Genomic DNA, 25069 nt, shown 5'->3' with positions numbered 1-25069 from the left:
TCACCTCCCACCAGTACCCAAGGTGATTAAAACCACCCTAAGCTTAATCAGAGTTTTTCAACCTGATTAAACTCCAAATCAACAGGCGTAGGACGCCCAAAAATCAACACCTCAACCTTAAGACGAGAGCGCTCTTCTTCAACTTCCTGAACAACTCCATTAAACGAAACAAAAGGACCATCAGCAACGCGAACTTGTTCCCCAACTTCAAACAATACAGAGGCCTTCGGAGACTCAACCCTTTCCTGAACTTGTTTAAGAATTTGCTCAGCTTCTCGATCAGAAATTGGAACAGGACGCGAATCCGAACCCAAAAAACCTGTCACCTTAGGTGTATTCTTAATGAGATGATAAACCTCATCTGTCAACTCAGCACAAACAAGAACATAACCAGGAAAAAACTTTCGCTCAGCATCAACCTTACGACCACGACGAACTTCAATAACACGCTCCGTCGGTACAAAAATCTTTTCAAATAAATGATCAAGTCCTTTTTGCTTCGCCTCCTTATCAATAGCTTCCGCTACTTTCTTTTCAAAATTTGAATATGCTTGAACAATATACCAACGAGCAGCCACAGTAACACTTCCTTGCACTATCAACTAAAAAGATATTTCAGGAGATCAATAAAACGCCAAACACTAAAATGCATAACCTGATCCACAATAAAAAAGAAAGCTGAAGCCAATGACGTTACCAATAACACCATAAATGTAGATATCACTGTCTCACGACGCGTAGGCCACTTCACCTTAACTGTCTCTGCATAAACCTGTTTTAAAAAGGTAATGGGATTGGTTTTAGATGGCATCAGTCACACTATACTCTTTCTAACCTTATTGTGAGTTATACAACAAAAAAAATAAATACGATAAAAATGCAAAAGGCCAATCTTCAGCCTTATACAATTCTCTTATCCTCTACTCAATACCGATTCACGTACAAAAAAACAAGCCCCACACAAAAAAAAGAAAGGAAGGCAGTAAAATCTACCTTCTCAATAATTAAAAGCCTAACTGTCTGGCAGGGGCAGCAGGGCTCGAACCCGCGACCTGCGGTTTTGGAGACCGCCGCTCTACCAACTGAGCTATACCCCTAACTCTCAAAATTAAAATATCTTTAATACACCTTCAATAATGCAACAACCATTATTTACTCAATGATCTTAGAAACGATACCTGCACCAACAGTACGACCACCTTCACGGATAGCAAAACGAAGTTTTTCTTCCATGGCAATTGGAACAATCAGAGAGACATCCATAGCAACATTATCACCAGGCATAACCATCTCTGTACCTTCTGGAAGCGTAACAATTCCCGTTACATCCGTAGTACGGAAATAAAACTGAGGACGATAATTCGTGAAAAATGGAGTATGACGACCACCTTCATCTTTCGTCAAAATGTAAGCCTCTGCTTTAAATCTCGTATGAGGTGTAACCGAAGCAGGCTTCGCCAAAACTTGTCCACGCTCAATCCCTTCACGATCAATACCACGAAGCAGCGCTCCAATATTATCACCCGCTTGCCCCTGATCTAAAAGCTTGCGGAACATTTCAACCCCTGTAACTGTTGTCTTAGAAGTTGGACGAATGCCGATAATCTCAACTTCTTCACCAACCTTAATAACACCACGCTCAACACGACCCGTCACAACAGTTCCACGACCCGAAATCGAAAAAACATCTTCAATTGGCATCAAAAACGGCTGATCAACAGGACGTTCAGGCGTCGGTATATAATTATCAACTTCACTCATCAAAAGACGAACCGCATCTTCACCAATGCTTTTATCTTTATCTTCAAGCGCTGCCAAAGCAGAACCTTTAACGATCGGAATATCGTCTCCTGGAAAATCATATTTCGACAATAACTCCCGAACTTCAAGCTCAACAAGCTCCAAAAGCTCAGCATCATCAACCTGATCAACCTTATTAAGAAAAACAACAATCGCTGGAACACCAACCTGACGGGCAAGAAGAATATGCTCACGTGTTTGAGGCATCGGACCATCAGCAGCTGAAACAACCAAAATCGCACCATCCATTTGCGCCGCGCCCGTGATCATGTTCTTCACATAATCCGCGTGACCTGGACAATCAACATGTGCATAATGCCGCTTCTCTGTTTCATATTCAACATGCGCTGTAGAAATAGTAATTCCACGTGCACGCTCCTCAGGCGCTGCATCAATTTGGTCATAGGCCTTAAATTCACCAAAATATTTCGTAATCGCTGCCGTCAACGAGGTCTTCCCATGGTCAACGTGACCAATCGTACCAATATTAACATGCGGTTTCGTGCGTTCAAATTTGCTCTTCGCCATCGCTGCCAATCTCTTAGTTTTGTTAGCACCTGGAAACAGGCCTGCAGAACTGAATTAAATCAGACTGATAGGTCACCCCGGCCATTATATCTCTTAGATGGAAATATTCTCCCATCACTCTCACTCAACCCAATCATCAACAACTATACGGCATTAACAACCGTCTGGAGCGGGTAGCGGGAATCGAACCCGCATATTCAGCTTGGAAGGCTGCTGCTCTACCATTGAGCTATACCCGCATACCACGTAACAACTCTCCTTCGATGAATGGTGGAGGGGGTTGGATTCGAACCAACGTAGCATACGCAACGGATTTACAGTCCGCCCCCTTTAACCACTCGGGCACCCCTCCATTCCACCGGCAAAGCTGCGCGATAAGGCATCACGACAACCAAATTTTGATCACCTATTTCAAATTGGTTGTTGGGTGGTTATGCCGATTACCATCGTATCTGTCAACAGAATAAATACGATTCCGTACAAATTTCTTGCTAATAATTTTAAACCACAGCTTTTTTCTCTCTACTTTTATTATTAACGCGCTATAAAGAGGATATGAGAGAAAAAATATCGAAAAGTTTTCACTATAATCGCTTACAGCGTCGATCTCACGATAAAAAAGGCTTTCTACCTGCAGCGCGCATGAAACAGAAATCTGTTCCCATGAGACATGGAACAATCTATCTTTATGGTCTTCATTCCGTTCATGCAGCTTTAAAAAATCCTAAAAGAGTTTTTGAACATCTCTATATCACACCAAATGCCTTAAAACGATTAAATATACCCGAATCAGATTTACCTTGTCCCATCACATTATGCTTACCCAAACAACTTGATTCGTTCGTTGGAAATGATGCAGTTCATCAAGGTATTGTTTTGGAAACTGAACCTCTCAAGCCGTGTCAATTATCCGAACTAACAAATACTGATCTTGTCATTGTAATGGATCAAATTACTGATCCACATAATGTCGGCGCTATTATGCGCTCTGCAGTCGCATTTAAAGCTGAGGCACTTATTACAACTTATCGCCACTCCCCCCAAGAAAGCGGTGTTCTTGCTAAAGCCGCATCCGGAGCGTTGGAAATGATTCATTATATCACCGTACAAAACCTCGCAGAAACACTCCAAGAACTCCATAAAGCAGGCTTTATCAGTTTTGGACTTGATTCAGAAGGCAATCATCCTCTCGAAACAACATTAACAGGAGAAAAAATTGCTCTTGTTCTAGGAGCAGAAGGTAAAGGCTTACGCAAAAAAACACGTGAAAACGTTTGTGCATTAACACGCCTTGATATGCCTGGAAATATTAAATCGTTAAACGTTTCAAACGCAGCAACAATAGCGCTCTATGCAGCTCATAAATATCTTAGAGGATAATCTTTACTTTACCGGGCGAAACGTCAAAAATACCAACCAACAAAAAACCCGAAACAAGCCCACCAATGTGGGCCTCCCATGCAATTGAAATATCGTCTCTTTCAAACAAAGAGGAAGAAATACCTATAATGAAATTAATTATCAGCCATACACCAACATAAACAAGGACCGTCTTGGAACAAAGTGTTTTTTTAATCGACCACAAAGGCCCAAAAAACCTCCCATTTTGCGTACTGATACCAAAATAAACAGGAGAAAAACCGTAACGTGCAATAGCACCCATCATTCCAGAAACTGCACCCGAAGCCCCAACAAGCGATGCTATACTATTTTGATGAAATGCAAAATAAGTCAACGCAGAAATAGCTGCTGTTAAGACCCAAAAAACTAAAAAACGTAAACTGCCAAAATGTCTTACCAAAGGAGACCCAAAAACTAAAAGCCAAGCCATATTAATAGTAGTATGTTCAAAACTCCCATGCATGAATGAATAACTCATAATAGTATGAGCAAATGCTAAAGGTGCAGCCTTGAATAATACTGGTGTAAATGAAAAAAATTCAAGGCTTTCAATATAAAGCTCATCAGAAAAAAAATACTGGGTAACGCAATAAATACAAAAACAAAGTGCTATCAAAATAACTATAGTCAATGGAATATTCAAAAATGATTCCCGAGGCTGTTTTGGTAGCAAAAAAGCATTATTAAATTGGCGGTCAGCATCTTTCATTGTATAAAATCTCGTACTCTTTACAAAATTGATAGTTTTTTTGCACAAAATACACAAAATAAATATATCAATTTTGATAATGAAACACCAAACCTTTTAATTTACAATTTTCCGATTTTTACTCATAAAGCCAAATATCTTTATATGGAAAGATTTTTATGTCCTATCCAAAAGATTTTCAAAAAAATGGATATAAAAAATATCATTCACAAAATTTTTGCACCATATAAAACTTAAACTAAGATTGTTAAATTAGATGAAACTCCTCCTAGACAAATAACATAAGATTGATTATTAAACTCTTTAACTTACAGAGCAATCAAAATAAAAAGATAAAACCATTATTAAGACAAAGCTCATTATCTCATTTATCTTTTTTCTTTACAAAAATGAAGTCTGACAGTTTTGCAATCTTATAGTTAGCCTCTTCACAAAAATCATCATAACTATCAAGTAGAGAAACTGCCTAGAAACGAGAAAATAAAAATATCACTAAATCTTTGATTTAACCTTTTACTGCTGTAATTTAAAAAGATATTTTCATAAAAGAATTATAAAGAATAATAAGCTGATTTCAATATACAGTTTTATATAAAAATCATTGAAGAAGCAGATTTTGAGAACTCTGCTTACAATCTTTTAACCATACGTCATAAATAGGATGTTCTACAGCATTCAAGCCAGGACTATCTGCAAACATCCATCCTGTAAAAATACGCCGTACCTTTTTATCTAATGTTACCTCGTTCACTTCAACAAAACCAGTTGTACGAGTTGGCTCATCCTTAGAACTCGTATAGCATACTCGTGGTGTCACCTGCAAAGCACCGTATTGATAAACTTCACCAAGAGAAACTTCAAAACGTGTAGTCCGACCAGTAATTTTATCAAGACCTGCAAAAACAGCAATTCCATTGCTAACACGTTCAGCCTGCACTCCATCCATTGAAGATAAAGTACCTACAATTCCCATAAAACAAGCGCAAAAAATATGCCTTAACCTTGGCAGTAAAAAAAAAATCATAATCTCAAATCAATCGCATATAAAAAACAATTCTAACTAAAAAGAGTGGAAATAAGAAAAAAACACACTCACGCACTAAAACACTTCATTTTTTAGGCGACCATGCATCATAGTCTTCATGTGTAGAAGAACGCTCATCTTTATGAAAGATCGAACCCTTTGGTCGATAAGCTGCACTTGTCCCTGTCATGTTCGCAACATGGGGCTTTTCCCATTCATATGGCTGATAATTCTCCTGCGTAGGTGGAATATCACAGCGATGATGAATCCAGCCATGCCAACCTGGTGGAATAGTAGACGCTTCAGAATAATCTTTATAAATAACCCAACGGCGCTGATAACCATCTTTATGATAGCCACCTTCATAATAAATATTCCCAAACTGGTCCTCTCCTACGCGCTTGCCTTTGCACCACGTAAAAAAGCGCGTATTGACGGTATTTCCACTCCACCACGTAAAAACTTGCTTAAAAAAACTCGCCATTCTTTATTCCATTTCTCGGTATACCTACAAAATTAATCGTTGGAATAAACCTGTTATGATGCTTGAAATTACTAGAGATAAAGATCACCTGTAAACTTTATCAGGATTTCATTTGGTATAAAAATTTCGAATTCGTATTCCTAAACTCCAAGAAAATATCATATTTACGGATTTTTCTCCACCCCATAATATTAATCTATACCAAGTTTCAGTTTAACCAATTCATTAACAGTTTGAGGATTTGCCTTACCACCTGTTGTTTTCATGACCTGCCCAACAAACCAACCCGCTAAAGCAGGTTTTTGTTTTGCTTGCGCAACTTTATCAGAATTATTGGCCATAATTTCATCAACAGCTCTCTCTATAGCCTTTGTATCTGTTACCTGTTTCATATTGCGTTCTTCTACAATCTGACGCGGATCCCCACCTTCATGCCAAATAATTTCAAAAAGATCTTTGGCAATTTTTCCAGAAATAGTCCCTTCCTTAATAAGATCAATAATGCTTCCCAACTGATCCGGTGAGACTGGTGTCTCTTCAATTTCACGATTATCTTTATTTAAAGCACCCAAAAGATCATTAATTACCCAATTGGCAACAGTTTTTCCATCACGCCCATGTGCTACTTTTTCAAAATAATTAGCAATGGCTTTTTCTGTTACAAGAATGGAAGCATCATATGCTGTCAACCCCATCTCGTTGATAAAACGTATTTTTATATCATCAGGCAATTCAGGCAATTCAGCTGCCAAAGCATCCACAAATGCTTGATCAAATTCCAATGGCAAAAGATCAGGATCAGGAAAATAACGATAATCATGCGCTTCTTCCTTTGAGCGCATAGATCGTGTTTCCCCTTTCGCAGCATCAAACAGCCGAGTTTCTTGATCTATAACACCACCATCTTCTAAAATCGCAATTTGACGGCGCGCCTCATATTCAATCGCTTGGCCAATAAATCGAATAGAATTAACATTTTTTATTTCACAACGTGTTCCAAAACTCTCACCAGGGCGACGAACTGATACGTTAACATCCGCACGCATGGAACCTTCATCCATATTGCCATCGCAAGTTCCCAAATAACGAACAATCGTACGCAATTTTGTCATATAGGCTTTAGCTTCATCTGCCGAGCGCATATCTGGTTTAGAAACAATTTCCATAAGAGCGACACCAGAACGGTTAAGATCCACAAAAGACATTGTTGGATGCTGATCATGCATAGATTTTCCAGCATCCTGCTCAAGGTGTAATCTCTCAATCCCAACTTCAATATCCTCAAACTGACCATTTGAATCCGGACCAATAGATATGATAATCTTCCCCTCTCCGACAATCGGATAACGAAATTGAGAAATTTGATATCCTTGCGGTAAATCTGGATAAAAATAATTCTTCCGATCAAAAACAGATCTCAGATTAATACGCGCCTTTAATCCCAAACCAGTTCGAACTGCTTGACGAACACATTCTTGATTAAGAACAGGCAACATGCCAGGCATAGCAGCATCAATAAGTGACACGTGATTATTCGGCTCCGCACCAAATTTGGTTGATGCACCTGAAAAAAGTTTTGAATTTGATATAATTTGCGCATGGACTTCCATGCCAATGATGACTTCCCAATCACCTGTAACTCCAGAAATAAAACGCTTAGAATTAGGAGTACGCGTATCAACGATTTCCATTGTCAATCCACTATCAATATAAAAAAATATACCTGATGGCTAATCTAAAACCACTCTACGTGCAAGCCTAGAATACAAATCTTATAAAAAAGCCCGACTTCATCGGGCTTGTTCTATTTGTATAAATATTAACTTTTTTTAGGTGCCTTTTTCTTAGTTGAAACTTTCTCTGCAGTTTTTTTCTTTAGCGGTTTTTTTTCCGTTAAATCTGTTTCATCATATTCTTTCATAAGCTCTTCAACTGTCACTTCTTTATCTGTGACTTTTATCCGTGCCAACAAATGATCAATAACTTTTTCTTCAAAAATCGGAGCACGTAGATTTGCAACAGCTTCCGGAGTATTACGGAAAAAGTCCATAATTTCTTTCTCTTGTCCAGGATACTGGCGAACTTGATCAAAAACTGCTGCTTTTAACTCATCTTCACTTACTTTAACACCAATATTCATTCCAATTTCAGAAAGTACCAAACCAAGACGAACACGGCGCTGTGCAAGCACACGATATTCTTCCCGTGCCTGTTCCTCTGTAACGCCTTCATCTTCGAAACTACGCCCAGCCTTTTTTAAATCATCATTAACCTGAGCCCATATATTATTAAATTCAATTTCTAAAAGTCCTTCAGGAATCTCAAAATTATAATCAGCATCTAAAGCATCAAGAATTTGACGCTTAATTTTTTGACGTGTCATTGAACCATATTGGCTTTCAATCTGTCCACGAACAACTTCACGCAAACGCTCTAAAGACTCCAAACCAACTTTTTGTGCTGCTTCATCATCAATTTTTAGCTCGTCCGATTTGCAGACGGCTTTAACGGTGATATCAAATTCTGCATTCTTACCAGCCAAATGAACCGCACTGTAATTGTCAGGAAACTTAACAGAAATTGTTTTCATATCCCCTGCTTTTACACCAACTAATTGCTCTTCAAAACCGGGAATAAATTGCTTTGACCCCAGAATCAATTGTGCATCACTCTCTGCTCCACCCTCAAATGGAACACCCTCAAGTTTACCAATATAGTCTATCGTAACACGATCACCTTCCTCAGAAGGACCATCTTTTAAAGAATAGTTACACGCAGAGGAAAGTACACGCTTTACTTGATCATCAATCTCTTGTTCAGGAATAACCGCAATTTCACGGATAATTTCAATATGTTCAAAGTCCTTAATTTCAAATTTTGGCAAAACTTCATATTTTAAACTAAAAATAAAATCGGCTTTGCCATCTAGAATCTTTTTATCTTCTTCTACATCAATTTTTGGCTGCATAGCCGAACGCTCACCACGCTCAGCTAAAATAGAACGAGACGCATCGCTGACAATCTCATTGAGAATTTCCGCCATAAAAGACTTGCCGTACATCTTTCGTAAGTATCCAGCTGGTACCTTACCGGGACGGAAACCATTAAGTTTGATTTTATCCTTGGTATTATCCAACCGTTCATTCAATTTCTCTTCTAAATTTCTCGCTGGAACCACGATCTTAATTTCGCGCTTCAGTCCTTCATTAAGCGTCTCGGTAACCTGCATTCAACAACCTTCATTTTCTTAAAAGAGGGATGACCCCACTCTGATAATAACTACATTCTAACACTTAAGTGTTAAATCACCATGAAGCGGAATTCCAGACACATAGATGTTCATAGTGCTTAAAGAATTCCTCTGGTGCGGATGGAGGGACTCGAACCCCCACGGTCTCCCGCCAGAACCTAAATCTGGTGCGTCTACCAATTTCGCCACATCCGCTCAAACTACAAACCACTAACCCTATACAAGCGGCGTTTTCTATACCATTAATTAAAGAAAAAAAGCAAACAAATATATTCAAAAAATCAAATACATATATTCTCACAAATTACAAAAACAAAAATCTATACTTTTCAGATAAGACAGCTTCCGCTAAAAGTAAATTATGTTCAATAAACTCAGCACTCCAATTCATATCATCGGCGGCGGTCTTGCTGGATGTGAAGCAAGCTGGCAAATCGCTCAATCAGGAATTCCCGTTATCTTACATGAAATGCGGCCCCAAAAAAAATCTGAGGCCCATAAAACCGGCCAGCTTGCCGAACTAGTATGTTCAAACTCATTTCGTTCTGATGATTCCTCAACAAATGCTGTAGGCCTTCTCCATACTGAAATGCGATTGGCAAAGTCCTTAATTATGAAGGCTGCAGATGCTAATAAGGTACCAGCAGGAAGTGCGCTTGCCGTTGATCGTGATGGATTTTCAAAAACCGTTACGGCAGCGCTCGAAAATCATCCTCTTATAACAATAAAGCGTGAAGAAATTCAAGAGATTCCTGAGAATTGGCCTCACATTATCATTGCAACAGGCCCCCTTACCTCACCAAAACTCGCTAAAGCAATCCAAACAATAACCGGAACAGAAGCTCTCTCTTTTTTTGATGCTATCGCACCTATTATCTATACCGATAGTATTAATATGGATATTTGTTGGTATCAATCGCGCTATGATAAAATCGGTCCTGAGGGAACAGGAAAGGATTATCTTAATTGTCCCCTTAATAAAGAACAATATGAAGCATTTGTTCAAGCGTTGAAAAATGCGGAAAAAACAGAATTCCGCGACTTTGAAAAAACACCCTATTTTGATGGATGCTTACCAATCGAAGTTATGGCGGAACGCGGACTTGAAACGCTCAGACATGGTCCCATGAAGCCTATGGGATTAACTAATGCTCATAATCCCACAGTTAAAGCTTATGCCGTCGTCCAATTACGCCAAGACAATAAGCTTGGAACCCTTTATAATATGGTAGGCTTTCAAACAAAATTGAAATATGGCGAACAAGTTCGCATTTTTAGAATGATTCCCGGTCTTGAGAACGCAGAGTTCGCTCGCCTTGGTGGACTTCACCGTAATACCTATCTCAACTCACCAATCATTCTTGATCAAACTCTTCGTTTAAAACAAAGGCCTGGACTGCGCTTTGCAGGGCAAATTACCGGATGTGAGGGGTATGTAGAATCATCAGCAATAGGGCTTCTTGCTGGACGTTTTGCCGCTGCTGAATATCACTATAATTGCCCTTGCCTACCACCATTAACCACAGCATTGGGAGCTCTCTTGAACCATATTACCGGTGGACATATCGTAGATGAAAAAACAGGAAGAAAATCTTTTCAACCAATGAACATCAATTTTGGACTTTTCCCTCCTATTGCTTCTGCTTCTTATTCAGGAAAACGTTTGCCAAGTAAAGAAAAAAAATTAGCAAAAAAACAAGCAATAACTGCCAGAGCTCTTAACACTTGCATTCAGTGGCTAATCAACGAAGAAAAAAATAAACTCTAGATCAATCACCATTAACCAATTGTTGTCTTTGATTTTCATGATACAGATGATATCTTTCGCCCTTCGATCTATTTAGATCGACGTCATTTACCCTCAATAACAACAAAAAACTATTCTTAAAAACAATTTTCAAACACACTTCAATCATTTAAATCAGCCATGATAGAAAATATGCTGCAATAGTAAATGCAACCAAATAGATACCAAACGCTTACCTGCTAACAGGACTTTTAATCAATGCCATAATTTTCTGCTATTTAGAGGAAGTTTGGTGTTATTTTGTGTCATAAAGTTAAGCTCACCATTTTACAGTTGACACTAACTCTTACAGTTAAATATTTTATTTGAAAATGCTGAAATAAAGATATATTTGTCCATAGAGTACTTTCTGTAAACCCTAAAAGAATCTTTAAAAAATACTGAAACAGTCGAAACAAAACATACTACAAAACTTCGTATGAAAAGCATGCATACAACACTTCTAGAAAACCCCGGTTATAAATAAACCGGGTTTTTTTAGTGCGGTTTAATTTATTATTTGTTAACTGCTTCTTTTAGACTTTTCCCTGCAGAAAATTTGGGCACAGAACGCGCTGGAATATTAATTTCAGCGCCAGTTGAAGGATTACGCCCCTTTGTAGCAGCACGATGAGAAACTTCAAAAGAACCAAAACCTGGAAGACGAACATCTCCTCCTGAAGCTAAAGCTTCTGTTACAGAAGCGATAAAAGCATCGACAACAGAGCCTGCCTGCGCTTTCGAAACACCTGCTTTTTCAGCAACGGAACTCACCAATTCACTTTTATTCATGGAATATTTCCTTTCCCTATATTACCAAATAACACAACTTAACCGTGTCATCGGCCAGTTTATTGAAAAGTACAGTAAACAGAAGCCTTATTTTTATTCAAAACATTGTTTTTTTAGCAATAATCACAGTTATTCACGGAATTTTTTACTTTTTTTCAAAATGAACAGAAAAATAACCACGAAAATGCCTTCTGCTGCTTTTAAAATTCAATAAAAAGTGGAAAGTGAATCAGTGTGCAATCTGTATTCCTTCGCTTTCGTTTTCTGTCCTGATAGGGACAGACACCGTAGAGGGCTCTGTCCATCCAATAGGATCAGGAAAACGAACCAAAGCGTGTCTAAGAACTTCACTCACATGACTTACAGGAATAATTTCCATATTATTTTTGACATCATCAGGAATATCAATCAAATCTTTTGCATTTTCTTCAGGAATGAGTACTTTTTTTATACCTCCTCGAAGAGCTGCAAGAAGCTTTTCTTTTAATCCACCAATTGGTAAAACACGCCCGCGTAAAGTAATTTCACCAGTCATCGCAATATCTTTATGCACAGCTATCCCTGTTAATACCGAAACAATTGCCGTCACCATTGCAATTCCAGCTGATGGCCCATCTTTTGGTGTAGCACCTTCTGGAACATGAACATGGATATCACGTTTATCAAAAAGTGGGGGTTCAATACCAAAATCAATAGCACGAAAACGCACATAAGATGCTGCCGCTGAAATTGACTCTTTCATGATATCACGTAAATTTCCAGTTACAGTCATCTTGCCTTTACCGGACATCATAACACCTTCAATGGTCAATAACTCTCCCCCAACTTCAGTCCAAGCAAGGCCAGTCACAATACCAATTTGATTTTCACCTTCAATCTGGTTATAGCGATAACGTTTAACACCCAAGAAGTCATTAATATTATTTTCCGTAACTTTTACAGATTTTTGCTGCGTTTTAAGAATTTTGGTAACTGATTTACGTGCTACCTTCATTAATTCACGCTCAAGGTTACGAACACCTGCCTCACGTGTATAAAATTGTATCATTGATCTTATAGCGCCATCAGAAACACTAAACTCTTTTCTAGTTAAACAATGATCCTTCAGTGCTTTTGGTAAAAGATGCTGCTTAACAATCTCCATTTTTTCACATTCAGTATAACCTGCAATACGAATAATTTCCATCCGATCCATTAACGGTCCTGGAATATTCAGAGTATTAGCAGTTGTAATAAACATGACATCGGAAAGATCATATTCGACTTCCAAATAATGATCAATAAAAGTACCATTTTGTTCAGGATCAAGCACTTCCAATAAAGCCGAAGAGGGATCACCACGAAAATCTTGCCCCATTTTATCAATTTCATCAAGCAAGAAAAGAGGATTAGATTTCTTAGCTTTTTTCATAGACTGAATAATTTTTCCAGGCATAGAACCAATATATGTTCGGCGATGTCCGCGAATTTCTGCTTCATCCCTTACCCCTCCCAAGGAGATACGAACATACTCACGCCCCGTCGCTTTTGCAATAGAGCGAGCAAGTGATGTTTTTCCTACACCAGGAGGACCTAGCAAACAAATAATAGGACCTTTTATTTTTGATGCACGACTTTGTACTGCCAAATATTCGATAATTCGCTCCTTAACTTTTTCAAGACCAAAATGCTCATTATTCATGACCTTTTCAGCAAAGTCTAAATTGTTTTTGATCTTCGACTTTTTCCCCCAAGGCATTGCTAATAACCAATCAAGATAATTACGCACAACTGTTGCTTCTGCAGACATAGGAGACATATTCCGTAATTTTCTAAGTTCTGCTCCAGCCTTTTCGCGCGCTTCCTTCGAAAGTTTTGTCTTTGTAATGCGTTCTTCTAACTCAGAGAGCTCATCGCGGCTATCATCGCTTGCTCCTAACTCTTTCTGAATAGCCTTCATCTGCTCATTGAGATAATATTCCCGTTGGTTTTTTTCCATTTGCCGTTTAACATGTGAACGAATACGCTTCTCAACCTGCAAAACAGAAATCTCTCCTTCCATAAAAGAAAGAACACGTTCAAGGCGATCACGCACAGGTAATAGCGCTAATATTTCTTGCTTTTCTGAAAGTTTAATCATCAAATGCGAAGCAATAGTATCGGCAAGTTTAGAAGGATTATCAATCTGGCCAATAGCATTGACCACTTCAGGAGAAATCTTTTTATTAAGCTTTACATAATTTTCAAAATAAGCAATCACCGATCGCGAAAGAGCTTCAATCTCAACATCGTTCTCTCTAGGCTCCTCTGTAAGAGTTGCGAGGGCCTGATGATAATTTTCATTCGTAGTAAATTGGCTAATTCTTGCACGTGCAATCCCCTCCACCAAAACCTTTACAGTTCCATCAGGAAGCTTTAAAAGTTGCAGAATATTAGCAAACGTACCAATATCATAAATATCTTCCGATTTTGGATCATCATCAGAAGCATTTTTTTGCGTCACCAATAATATCTGTTTATCAACCGCCATCGTCTCTTCGAGAGCTCGAATTGATTTTTCTCGGCCTACAAAAAGTGGAACAATCATATGTGGGAAGACAACTATATCACGAAGAGGTAAAACAGCATAAACTTCTCCCCTTACCCCATCTGTCTTTTCATCAATATATTGCATAATTCTCCTTTCTGGAGCCTATAATCTATCCGTTACACAAGCCCGCCTTTAGAAAAGCTTCCAGTTCTCCATAATACATGAAGTGGGAACTGGGAACATATAAATCAAGCATTATGACTATAATGTCCAAAAACATCCATCTTCAAATGATGTTTATTCCTACTTCTCATATCGCATAACATCATGCCGATACATTTTCTTTATCTTCTGTACGTTCTGAGTAAATGTAAAGAGGATGCGCTTTCCCATCAACTACATCACTCGAAATAACTACTTTTTGAACGCCTTCAAGAGCCGGAAGCTCAAACATCGTCTCAAGAAGTATCTTCTCCATAATAGAGCGTAAACCACGCGCACCAGTTTTACGCTCAATCGCCTTCTTGGCAATAACTCGCAAAGCATCTTCATGAAATGCTAATTCGACATTTTCCATTTCAAAAAGACGCTGATATTGCTTTACCAACGCATTTTTTGGTTTTGATAAAATTTGAACAAGCGCATTAACATCCAAATCCTCTAAGGTCGCTACAATGGGAAGACGACCAATAAACTCTGGTATCAAACCGAATTTTATAAGATCTTCAGGCTCTAAGTCACGAAAAATCTCACCAACACAACGCTCATCAGGCGCTTTAACGGTAGCAGAAAAACCAATAGAAGTTTTTTCACCACGTCCTGAAATAATTCGCTCCAAACCAGCAAAAGCCCCTCCACAAATAAATAAAATATTTGTCGTATCGACCTGAAGAAATTCTTGCTGTGGATGCTTACGTCCACCCTGAGGAGGAACAGAAGCAATTGTTCCTTCCATAATTTTTAACAACGCTTGCTGAACACCTTCCCCCGAAACATCTCTTGTAATAGAAGGATTATCAGCCTTACGAGAAATTTTATCGACCTCATCAATATACACAATACCACGTTGTGCACGCTCAACATTATAGTCAGCAGCCTGAAGAAGCTTTAGAATAATATTTTCAACATCTTCACCCACATAGCCTGCTTCAGTTAAAGTGGTCGCATCTGCCATCGTAAAAGGGACATCAATAATACGGGCCAATGTTTGTGCTAGATACGTTTTACCACATCCCGTTGGACCAACAAGAAGAATGTTCGACTTCGCTAATTCAATATCATTACTTTTAGACTGATGTGCAAGCCGTTTATAATGATTATGAACAGCAACAGAAAGAACGCGCTTTGCATGCTGCTGACCAATAACGTAATCATCGAGAACTGTTATAATTTCCTGTGGAGTAGGAACACCATCACGTGCTTTAATCCCAGAAGACTTATTTTCTTCACGAATAATATCCATGCAGAGCTCTACGCATTCATCACAGATGAACACAGTAGGGCCCGCAATGAGCTTACGCACCTCATGCTGACTTTTGCCGCAGAACGAGCAATAGAGAGTATTTTTCGATTCGTTCCCGCTATTGCTAAGTTTGCTCATTTCTCTTTCCTTTCACCACGATATATGAATACTTCCCCTTTTTAAAGGAAGTTTTTCATAATGAAAAAATAAAAGACATATAAAAACCATGCATGTCTCAATATCTTTAGATGTTTTTCTCTTATTGTCGCGATATTTTTTACAAAACTCTTTCTTAAATTAGCGGCTTTTTCTATAAAAACTCTTAATCTTTTTCTTCTTTTTCAGTTTCTGCACGATATTGTATAACATCATCAACCAAACCAAATTGCTTAGCTTCTTCCGCTGTCATAAAATGATCACGATCGAGCGTTCTTTCAATAACATCATAATTCTGACCTGTATGTTGAACATAAATTTCATTTAAACGCTGTTTCATCTTTATAATATCTTGCGCATGCCGCTCAATATCTGAAGCCTGACCTTGAAAACCACCAGATGGCTGATGCACCATAATACGTGCATTGGGCAGAGTAAAACGATGACCTTTCGCTCCAGCCGTTAAAAGTAATGATCCCATAGATGCTGCCTGCCCCATGCAAAGCGTAGAAACAGGAGGGCGAATAAACTGCATAGTATCATAAATTGCCATACCAGATGTTACGACACCACCTGGAGAATTTATATAAAGACTAATCTCCTTCTTAGGATTTTCCGCTTCCAAGAAGAGTAATTGTGCACAAACAAGCATCGCCATACCGTCTTCAACGGGACCATTAATAAAAATAATCCGTTCTTTTAAAAGACGAGAAAAAATATCATAGGCCCGTTCGCCCCGATTAGTTTGTTCAATAACCATAGGAACAAGACTTAATGCTGTTTTTATTGGATCACTCATATTTTTAATTCCGTTCATATAACAATCACTTTTCACGCATTTAACGCTTTCATCCATAGGCTAACACTAGTTTCTTGCGTAAGCCACAATCAACGCTCCTTCAGGCAAAATTAAAATCCCAATGGTTAAAATAGCAATAACAACTCTAACAGAACAAATCATGAGCACCAAGAATGCGAGACAGTGCCCAATTGTAAAAGCTGCCTTCTTGAGATTTTTGAGTGGTCTTTGCCTTTCTGTGGATATGAAATCCTATAAAACATGGATCTGCAAGTAGCTCAACACCAAAAGCTAAATCAAAAATATACTCACTTTTTGCCCCGTCCAATAATAAAAAATTTCCTTTTTCTTTGCATCATGAAAAAAAACCATACCGTTTAGCTAATCGCGAAATACCATCATTGCCAAAGATCATAACTCCAAGATTTACCAGTAAAATAGATATTTTTTCCTCTTTAACCAAAATGACTTCCAAATACGACATCTAAACCAAAGCTACTCAAGAATAATTTCTGTGCATGCCCAATAATCTCCAAACACCTTTATAATAGGGTTATCAGGTAGAAAATAAAGCGCACAAACACCTACTCTTAAAGCATTTTCTCTTGCGAACCAATCTTTATTCACATCTGGATGAAACTGTTTGACCAGATAAACATCTGTATCCAACCAAACACCTTGTTGATACTTCATCAACATAACACGAAAAAAATCCGAAAACTGAACAATTGTATATCCTGGTTTACTGTCAGAAAAATTGGGATCACGGCGGTAAATTTCTGAACGTAGTAGAATCGATTCGTCTTCATGTAATTCAACACCAGCAAGTAAATTTTTCATTTTACCATAATTAAAGAGCTTAACGCGCTGCCCAGTTTTTACCATTGAAGGCAAATAAAGTCTCTCACCTAATCTCAATTTTCTGCTATACAAAACAGTGCAAATATCCATTAAGCAATATATCAAAAATATTCCAAACTTACACGAAAAAGTTGTTCAACATCATGAACACATTCAGCAAGAGCAAAAATCACGACACGATCGCCAGGCAAAATACGCGTATCTGCTGAAAGCTGTATTATTGTCTTATTGCGATAAATCGCACCAATCCTTAAACCGTCTGATAAACCTAGCTCCGACAATGACTTACCAACCAATGAAGAAGTTTGCATCACTTCAGCCTCAATAATTTCTGCCTGACCATTAAAAACCGAGTGAACAGCACGAATACGCCCACGACGCATTTGTTGCAAAATTCTTGATATCGTAACACTATGTGGATTAAGATATGCATCCACACCAACTGCGCGGCTAAATTCCTGATAAGCAACATTATTGATTAACACCATATTGGCTTTGCATCCCAGTCTCTTAGCAATAATAGCACTCAAAAGATTGACCTGATCTTGATTGGTCAATGTAATCATTAAATCGGCCTGACCAATTCCAGCTTCCTGAAGAATAACTGGATCTAATACATTACCATATAAAACGGTCGTTTTTTCGAGTTGATCAGCAATTGTTAGTGCTCTCTCTCTCTGCGATTCTATAATTTTTAACCTTAATTTATGGAGGCGCTTTTCAATAGCTTGAGCAACATAAAGACCTATATGTCCACCTCCTGCAATAATCATGCGATGTGCATCTTGTTCTTTATGACCAAAAAGCCCAACTGCACGGCGCATCTGATCACGAGCAGCAACAAGATAGGTGATGTCGCCAACCTGTAATTGTGTCTCTGAGTGCGCTACCAATAATTCTGAGCCACGCTTAATAGCAGTAACTGTCGTACGAAGATCCGGAAAAAGCTCCGTTAACTGACGCAAAGGTGTATTAATAACTGGGCAATCTTCCATACATTCCAAGGCTAACGCAACAATATCATCGTTGCAAAAATAAAGAACATCTATTGCACCAGGTAGAGCAATACGACGCAGAACCATTTCCCCAACTTCAATTTCTGGCGAAATAACCACATCAATGGGAATATTTTCTCGAGCAAAAAGCGTTTTATAACGGGGTTCTAAATAGGATTGTGAGCGAATACGTGCAATTTTTGTTGGAACATTGAACAATGAATGCGCCACCTGACAAGTCACCATATTGACTTCATCAAATAAAGTTACTGCAATCAACATATCAGCTTTATCTGCATCAGCAGCCAAAAGGACCTCAGGACGAGAACCATGGCCAACAAAACCTCTCACATCCAACGTATCACGAATTTTTTCAATCAATCTCGCTTCAATATCAATAACAGTGACATCGTGATTTTCAGCAGCAAGACGCTCTGCTATCCCATAACCGACCTGTCCCGCCCCGCAAATAATAACACGCATAATCTATGAAACTCCGAGTGCCTTAAGTTTACGGTGCAAAGCTGAACGTTCCATACCTATAAATTCAGCTGTACGCGATATATTTCCACCCAAACGCCCAATCTGCGCTTCTAAATACTTCTTTTCAAACAATTCTCGTGCTTCACGTAATGGTAAATCCATTATACTCTCATCTGTATCCATTTGAAGGCGTGGCAAAGAATCGCTCACTTCACTAGGGAGAAACTCTGTTGTTATTGGATCATCACCATCACGTACAAGAATGAGAAGACGCTCAATATTGTTGCGTAGCTGCCGTACATTACCCGGCCAAGCATGCGTTTGCAAAATAGCCATTACATCATCACTAATTTCACGCGGTTTAATACCAACTTGCTGTGATATTGTTTTAACAAAATGGCGGACAAGTTCTGGAATGTCTTCACGACGTGCTGAAAGCGGTGGAACAGCAATAGGAACAACCGAAAGACGGTGAAAAAGATCTTCTCTAAAACGTCCATCAGAAATGAGATTTTCAAGATTTTGTGCTGTTGAGGAAATGATACGAACATCCACCTTAACACGTTTTGTGCCACCAACTCTTTCAAATGCCTGGCCCGTCAAGACCCGAAGAATTTTACCTTGAGTCTCACGTGGCATATCAGCAATTTCATCAAGATACAATATTCCACCATGGGCTTCCTCTAATGCGCCAATCTTACGTTCTCTCCCCTCCATTTCGCTGCCAAACAATTCTATTTCCATTCTTTCCGGGGTAATCGTTGCAGCATTTATTGTAACAAATGGCCCATTCGAACGCGTTGAAAGTGCATGAATGGCACGTGCTACCATCTCTTTTCCAGCACCCGAAGGACCTGTAATCATGATCCGACTATTGGTCGGCGCTACTTTTTCTATGATTTGGCGTAAATGTTTTATAGCGGTTGATGTTCCAAGCAGCTCCAATGTCTCATTCGAGCGCTTTCGTAATTCTAAAAGCTCACGTTTTAAATTTGAATTTTCAAGAGTTCGTTCTGCAACCAAGACAAGCCGATCAGCTTTAAAAGGTTTTTCAATGAAATCATACGCCCCTCGTTTTATCGCAGAAACAGCTGTCTCAATAGTACCATGACCAGAGATCATTACCACTGGAAGATTGGGATATCGCGTTTTAATTTCATCAAGCAGCGCTAATCCATCAAGACGACTTCCTTGCAACCAAATATCCAAAAAAATGAGCTTTGGAATACGCTCACTAATTTGTGCCAATGCTTCATCAGAATTACATGCAACACGTGTTTCATAGCCTTCATCATCTAAAATACCAGCAATAAGCTCACGAATATCCGCTTCATCATCGACAATTAAAATATCTGATACCATCTTATTCCCCTATCTTATGATTTATGGCTTGTGCAACATTACTCTGCTTAGCCCCATCTGCCGGAAATATCAAACGGATCATCGCTCCACGACCTTCATAAAAGCTTTTTGGTGCATCGTGCAATTCCATGTAACCACCATGATCTTCAATAACTTTGCGCACAATGGCTAATCCAAGCCCTGTGCCCTTTTCCCGTGTTGTGATATAAGGTTCTAATAATTTTTGCCTTTGCTCTTTAGGAAGTCCTTTACCGTTATCAATAACATCCACAACCACAGATCCTTCCTGATAATAAGAACGTACAAGAATATGACCGTGAATACTTTCCTCTCGCATGACTAAGTCTATAGATTCGCTCGCGTTTTTGATAACATTGCAAAAAGCTTGTACAATGAGGCGGTTGTCAAATGCGCCGATAAGTGGTGCACTTCCTAAGTCTTGCTCAAAATGAATATCATGTCGCGTAACTTCTATCAAGAAACATGCTTCACGCAGTAATCCACGTATATCTAAAATATTCATTTGCGGTTTGGGCATGCGCGCAAAAGAAGAAAACTCATCAACCATACGCCCAATATCTCCAACTTGTCGAATAATTGTGTCGATACACCGCTCAAAAACCTCTCGATCCTGTGTAATAACTCTGTCGTAACGTTTACGAATACGTTCAGCTGATAATTGAATAGGTGTAAGTGGATTTTTAATTTCGTGTGCAATACGGCGTGCAATATCTGCCCACGCCGATGAACGTTGTGCTTCAACAAGATCTGTAATATCATCAATAGTTAGAACCCAAGATTGCCCCTGTCCGTCATCCTTTTCCATCGTAATTTGCACATTACAAACGCGTTCTTGTCCCGCAACACTTAAGGTTACCTGCTCACGATGATTTTTACGACCTAGTGAACGCGCAAATTGAAAAACCTGGTCAATTTCAGCACTTAACGATAAAAGACTGTGTCCAATAACGTGCTCAGAGCGAATATCAAACATCGTTTCAATAGACCGATTGATAATTGTAATATTCCCATTATCATCGATTCCAGCCACACCCGCTGTTACACCAGACAAAACAGCTTCAGAAAAACGCCGTCTCTCATCAATTTGATCACGAACTGCAATCAATTCATTACGTCGACTTTTCAGTTCACTGACCATGTAATTAAAAGTTTTTGATAATTGCCCAATATCTCCATCCTTTGCACGGACTGGCACAAAGACCTCCATATTTCCAGAAGCTACATCATCGGCAGCACTAATAAGAAGGCGAATAGGGCGCACCAAGCGATCAGCAACAGCAATACCAGCCCAAATAGCAGACAGGAATAAACTAAAAAAAAGACACAAATAAAGCATACCAAATGCGATTTGTGTCAGCAGACGATTTTCATTTAAATCACGATACCGATCTGTATTAACTTCCGTCAAGCGCAAAGCAGACAAAACATCTTTATCAACGTCACGCACTAGATACAAAAATGTGTTTGGAATATTGGTAAATTTTAAAATAATGCCAAAATAATCATGAACCCCTGGTTGAAAAGAAAAAGGCCTTGTGCTGGTTGCTCGCTCGATAAGATTGGAAGGGGGAATAGGCAGTTTATCCTCATCACCAAGATCGCTCGATATAAAGACAGTTCCACTAGAACTTAACAAAAATGCACCACGCAGATTACGCCCTATAGCATGACGTGTTAATTGCATCCGATATTCAGCTGGATTACGCCCTAAAAGCTTTTTATTATCAAGTGCAAAGGCCATAGCATAGGATAAATTTTTCAAATTTTGCAGCATTTCATCAGCGTAAGCATTCGCTAAATTAATAGAAGAACCTACAATTTGCCGTGTTGTCGTATCAAACCATCGATCAAGGCCTAAATTGAGGGCAGGTCCCGATACAAGAGCAACTGCAACAGCTGGCATTGTTGCAACAAGTGCAAACAATGAAATAAGACGCACATGAAGACGAGAGCCTGCACGTCTTGAACGCCACGCACGAATGATAGGGGTCATCTCGTAAAAAACAATGATCACAAGCCCTAAAACCCAAACACTATTAATCCCTATAAGAATGAGAGTTACAGCCCTACTGGGAACAACAGGAGTTAACCCAATAAGAATAATAAATGAAACAGACGCTGTTAATAAAGCCAACACAATAATTGTGATACCTAAAAAGATATACACCTTACTTAAGCGATACAATTCATCATTATAAGTACTTTGTTCTATGTCTTGGAGATTCGTTATAGATGTTGTATTCATAATTAGCTTACACTACCTTATCCCATTGTCTCCATATAACCTCTTGTGACAAAAATTGACAAGGCCACATTTAAAATATAGCCAATAAAGAACTTCTACATTTTCCGAAATATATTTAAAATAAAAACGCTTTCGGTAATATTTTACAGAGGAGATGAGATGCGGTTAACAAAACAGACAAATTATGCCCTCAGGATTCTCATGTATTGTGCAGATAATCAGGAATCTCTTAGTCGTATTCCAGAAATTGCCAAAGCATATGCTGTTTCTGAACTTTTTTTATTTAAAATCCTTCAACCACTTGTTGAAGCAGGTTTTGTAAAAACAGTACGAGGACGCAATGGTGGCGTTAAACTGGCCAAACCTGCAGCAGAGATTTCGGTAGCCGATGTTGTAAAAGTAACAGAAGATAACTTTTCCATGGCAGAATGTTTTGATAATGCAAAATCTAATTGCCCATTGATCGATTTTTGTAGCTTAAATACCGCACTTCAAAAAGCATTAAATGCTTTTTTTGATGTATTATCCGTGATATCTCTTGCTGATCTGCAACGCCCATCCTTTCGAAATCAATTAAAGATTGATAATCGTGAAATAATCAACTCAAATCATGTGAAAGGCAACTAAGTAAAACATAAGGAAAACCAACCATTTCTATTGCAGCAGTCATATTAGCCGCTGGACGCGGTAAAAGAGCAGGATCTCTTCCAAAAAAACCAAAACAATACCGACTCTTAGGACAAGAGCCGGTTATTTGCCATACTGTGCGTTGTTTTTGCCAAAATCCAGCCATAACAACGATTATCCTCGTTATTCATCCAGAGGACCGTCAAATCTGTGAACAAGCTATTGCCGACTTTAAAGAGCAGCTCATCATCGTTGAAGGAGGAAATACTCGCCAAAAATCTACCTTACGTGGACTTCAAGCACTTAGAAAGTTTAAGCCTAAATATGTACATATTCATGATGGTGCACGTCCCTTTGTCGAAAACAAGCTCCTCGAACAAATACACACCACCGTTACTCCTCAAGAAGGCGTTCTTCCCGTTCTCGCCGTCTGTGATACTCTCAAACGTATCAATAGCACACACCATGTTTTAGAAACAATTCCACGCACACATCTTTATAGCGCACAAACTCCACAGTGTTTTCCTTTTGAACGCATCTTAGCAGCCCATGAAAAAGCAATAAAAACTTGCAAAAAAGAATTCACCGACGATTCTGCAATTGCTGAATGGTTTGGAATTTCTATGCGTACCATTCCTGGAAGCCCTCACAACATAAAGATTACATGGCATGAAGATTTGAATACCGCACATTTATATCTCCAGAAAAAAATGCAAATGTTTCCTGATATCCGTACCGGCAATGGTTATGATGTTCATTCTTTCGAAGAAGGAAATTCTCTTATATTATGTGGCATAAAAATCCCTTTTCATAAAAAATTAAATGGACACTCTGATGCTGATGTCGCTCTTCATGCACTTACAGATGCTCTTCTCGCTACCCGGGGAGCAGGAGATATCGGCACACATTTTCCCCCCTCTGATCCTCAATGGCAAAATGTATCTTCAGAAATTTTTCTACGTCACGCTCTTGATATTGTTAAACAAGCAGGTGGTCGTATTGCCAATGTTGATATCACACTCATCGCTGAAGAACCTAAAATCGGCCCCTATCGTCATGCAATGGTAGGAAATCTTATGAACATGCTCACAATTTTACCCGATCGAATCTCTATAAAAGCCACAACAAATGAAAAACTTGGATTTATTGGTCGTGGCGAAGGCATTGCGGCTTTTGCAACAGCAAACGTCCTTTATCCAGGAGAAATTCCCAAATGACATGTTTTTGTGAAAAACAAGCACGTGAAGTCCTTACAGCTTGTCGCCAAAAAAGTTTGCTTTTAACAACTGTCGAGTCTTGCACAGGAGGGCTCATTGCTGCAAATCTCACCAATATTGCAGGGTCATCTGATGTACTTGATTGTGGATTCGTTGTTTATTCAAATGAAGCTAAAACACGCCTTGTTGGCGTACGCGCTGAACTTATAAAAACCTATGGTGCCGTTTCAAAAGAAGTTGTTCTTGCAATGGCCGAAGGCGGATTAAAATATTCACGAGCTGAAATTGCAGTCTCTGTAACAGGAATTGCAGGACCAGGAGGAGCATGTTTCGATAAACCTGTAGGACTTGTGCATTTCGCAGTTGCTTATAAAAATCATAAAACTCTGTACACAGAAATGCGCTTTGGCAATCTTGATCGCAAGGCTATCCGTCATGCAACTGTTAAAAATGCTTTGAAATTGATCTTGGAATCTCTGCAATGATACCTTCTCTCTCTGATTTCCAGATGACACATCACTACAATCACATCCCATGATATATGACAGATATCATAAA

General features: G+C 38.8%; 20 protein-coding genes, 4 tRNA genes and 1 pseudogene. 5 read left to right on the top strand and 20 right to left on the bottom strand.

What is annotated here, in order from left to right:
- Positions 1–47 precede the first annotated feature (47 nt).
- The 6 genes from nusG to AYT27_RS03110 form a co-directional block, all read right to left on the bottom strand.
- Entirely contained in the window at positions 48–578 is a 531-nt protein-coding gene (nusG, locus tag AYT27_RS03135; RefSeq protein WP_011180529.1) for a transcription termination/antitermination protein NusG, read from the bottom strand.
- A 20-nt stretch (positions 579–598) separates the two neighbouring features.
- Positions 599–811, bottom strand: a complete 213-nt coding sequence (gene secE / locus AYT27_RS03130) for a preprotein translocase subunit SecE (protein WP_011180528.1) — start codon at positions 809–811, stop codon at positions 599–601.
- Positions 812–1021: 210 nt separating this feature from the next.
- A tRNA-Trp gene (locus AYT27_RS03125) sits at positions 1022–1097 on the bottom strand.
- A 55-nt stretch (positions 1098–1152) separates the two neighbouring features.
- The gene (gene tuf / locus AYT27_RS03120) at positions 1153–2328 is read right to left on the bottom strand and encodes an elongation factor Tu (protein WP_011180527.1); all 1176 of its coding nucleotides are present in this window, start codon (positions 2326–2328) and stop codon (positions 1153–1155) included.
- A gap of 165 nt (positions 2329–2493) precedes the next feature.
- A tRNA-Gly gene (locus tag AYT27_RS03115) sits at positions 2494–2567 on the bottom strand.
- Between the two features lie 29 nt (positions 2568–2596).
- A tRNA-Tyr gene (locus tag AYT27_RS03110) sits at positions 2597–2680 on the bottom strand.
- 203 nt (positions 2681–2883) lie between these two features.
- On the opposite strand from AYT27_RS03110, the gene rlmB reads away from it, so the two are divergent.
- Positions 2884–3708: a 23S rRNA (guanosine(2251)-2'-O)-methyltransferase RlmB gene (gene rlmB / locus AYT27_RS03105; protein ID WP_011180526.1), complete on the top strand. Its 825-nt coding sequence runs from the start codon at positions 2884–2886 to the stop codon at positions 3706–3708.
- Here the strand turns inward: rlmB and AYT27_RS03100 are convergent.
- From AYT27_RS03100 to AYT27_RS03070, 6 genes are all read right to left on the bottom strand, one after another.
- Entirely contained in the window at positions 3698–4438 is a 741-nt protein-coding gene (locus AYT27_RS03100) for a rhomboid family intramembrane serine protease (protein WP_011180525.1), read from the bottom strand. The two genes, rlmB and AYT27_RS03100, sit on opposite strands and share 11 nt — an antisense overlap.
- 598 nt (positions 4439–5036) lie before the next feature.
- Positions 5037–5462, bottom strand: coding sequence for a DUF2155 domain-containing protein (locus tag AYT27_RS03090; RefSeq protein ID WP_011180524.1), 426 nt, complete (start codon positions 5460–5462; stop codon positions 5037–5039).
- Between the two features lie 85 nt (positions 5463–5547).
- On the bottom strand, positions 5548–5946 hold the full coding sequence (locus AYT27_RS03085; protein WP_011180523.1) for an NADH:ubiquinone oxidoreductase subunit NDUFA12: 399 nt from the start codon (positions 5944–5946) through the stop codon (positions 5548–5550).
- 191 nt (positions 5947–6137) lie between these two features.
- Positions 6138–7637: an Asp-tRNA(Asn)/Glu-tRNA(Gln) amidotransferase subunit GatB gene (gene gatB / locus AYT27_RS03080; RefSeq protein ID WP_011180522.1), complete on the bottom strand. Its 1500-nt coding sequence runs from the start codon at positions 7635–7637 to the stop codon at positions 6138–6140.
- A 128-nt stretch (positions 7638–7765) separates the two neighbouring features.
- Positions 7766–9175, bottom strand: coding sequence for a trigger factor (tig, locus tag AYT27_RS03075; protein WP_011180521.1), 1410 nt, complete (start codon positions 9173–9175; stop codon positions 7766–7768).
- A gap of 133 nt (positions 9176–9308) precedes the next feature.
- A tRNA-Leu gene (locus AYT27_RS03070) sits at positions 9309–9391 on the bottom strand.
- A 166-nt stretch (positions 9392–9557) separates the two neighbouring features.
- On the opposite strand from AYT27_RS03070, the gene trmFO reads away from it, so the two are divergent.
- Positions 9558–10964, top strand: a complete 1407-nt coding sequence (gene trmFO, locus AYT27_RS03065; RefSeq protein ID WP_011180520.1) for a methylenetetrahydrofolate--tRNA-(uracil(54)-C(5))-methyltransferase (FADH(2)-oxidizing) TrmFO — start codon at positions 9558–9560, stop codon at positions 10962–10964.
- 534 nt (positions 10965–11498) lie between these two features.
- Here trmFO and AYT27_RS03060 read toward each other — a convergent pair.
- From AYT27_RS03060 to AYT27_RS03025, 8 genes and pseudogenes are all read right to left on the bottom strand, one after another.
- Positions 11499–11774, bottom strand: a complete 276-nt coding sequence (locus tag AYT27_RS03060) for an HU family DNA-binding protein (protein WP_011180519.1) — start codon at positions 11772–11774, stop codon at positions 11499–11501.
- Positions 11775–12003: 229 nt separating this feature from the next.
- Complete coding sequence (gene lon / locus AYT27_RS03055; protein WP_011180518.1) at positions 12004–14427, bottom strand: endopeptidase La; 2424 nt, start codon at positions 14425–14427, stop codon at positions 12004–12006.
- A 181-nt stretch (positions 14428–14608) separates the two neighbouring features.
- On the bottom strand, positions 14609–15883 hold the full coding sequence (gene clpX, locus AYT27_RS03050; RefSeq protein ID WP_011180517.1) for an ATP-dependent Clp protease ATP-binding subunit ClpX: 1275 nt from the start codon (positions 15881–15883) through the stop codon (positions 14609–14611).
- Between the two features lie 184 nt (positions 15884–16067).
- On the bottom strand, positions 16068–16700 hold the full coding sequence (gene clpP / locus AYT27_RS03045; protein WP_011180516.1) for an ATP-dependent Clp endopeptidase proteolytic subunit ClpP: 633 nt from the start codon (positions 16698–16700) through the stop codon (positions 16068–16070).
- A gap of 145 nt (positions 16701–16845) precedes the next feature.
- Positions 16846–17651: pseudogene (locus tag AYT27_RS03040) on the bottom strand (hypothetical protein).
- An 11-nt stretch (positions 17652–17662) separates the two neighbouring features.
- Complete coding sequence (gene trkA, locus AYT27_RS03035; RefSeq protein ID WP_011180515.1) at positions 17663–19039, bottom strand: Trk system potassium transporter TrkA; 1377 nt, start codon at positions 19037–19039, stop codon at positions 17663–17665.
- Positions 19040–19042: 3 nt separating this feature from the next.
- The gene (ntrX, locus tag AYT27_RS03030; RefSeq protein ID WP_011180514.1) at positions 19043–20401 is read right to left on the bottom strand and encodes a nitrogen assimilation response regulator NtrX; all 1359 of its coding nucleotides are present in this window, start codon (positions 20399–20401) and stop codon (positions 19043–19045) included.
- Position 20402: 1 nt separating this feature from the next.
- The gene (locus tag AYT27_RS03025) at positions 20403–22667 is read right to left on the bottom strand and encodes a sensor histidine kinase NtrY-like (RefSeq protein WP_011180513.1); all 2265 of its coding nucleotides are present in this window, start codon (positions 22665–22667) and stop codon (positions 20403–20405) included.
- Positions 22668–22826: 159 nt separating this feature from the next.
- Between AYT27_RS03025 and rirA the strand changes: the two genes are divergently transcribed.
- From rirA to AYT27_RS03010, 3 genes are read left to right on the top strand one after another with little or no spacing between them, the layout of a single operon-like run.
- Positions 22827–23294 carry an iron-responsive transcriptional regulator RirA gene (rirA, locus tag AYT27_RS03020; RefSeq protein WP_011180512.1) on the top strand — a complete coding sequence of 156 codons (468 nt, stop codon included), beginning with the start codon at positions 22827–22829 and terminating at the stop codon, positions 23292–23294.
- Positions 23295–23317: 23 nt separating this feature from the next.
- Positions 23318–24511, top strand: coding sequence for a bifunctional 2-C-methyl-D-erythritol 4-phosphate cytidylyltransferase/2-C-methyl-D-erythritol 2,4-cyclodiphosphate synthase (locus AYT27_RS03015; protein WP_075320647.1), 1194 nt, complete (start codon positions 23318–23320; stop codon positions 24509–24511).
- Positions 24508–24996, top strand: coding sequence for a CinA family protein (locus tag AYT27_RS03010; RefSeq protein WP_011180510.1), 489 nt, complete (start codon positions 24508–24510; stop codon positions 24994–24996). The genes AYT27_RS03015 and AYT27_RS03010 overlap by 4 nt, the downstream gene beginning before the upstream one ends.
- Positions 24997–25069: the final 73 nt, after the last annotated feature.

The sequence above is a fragment of the Bartonella henselae str. Houston-1 genome (assembly GCF_000046705.1).
Taxonomy (GTDB): Bacteria; Pseudomonadota; Alphaproteobacteria; order Rhizobiales; family Rhizobiaceae; genus Bartonella; species Bartonella henselae.
This window is presented reverse-complemented; position numbering and strand designations above follow the sequence as displayed.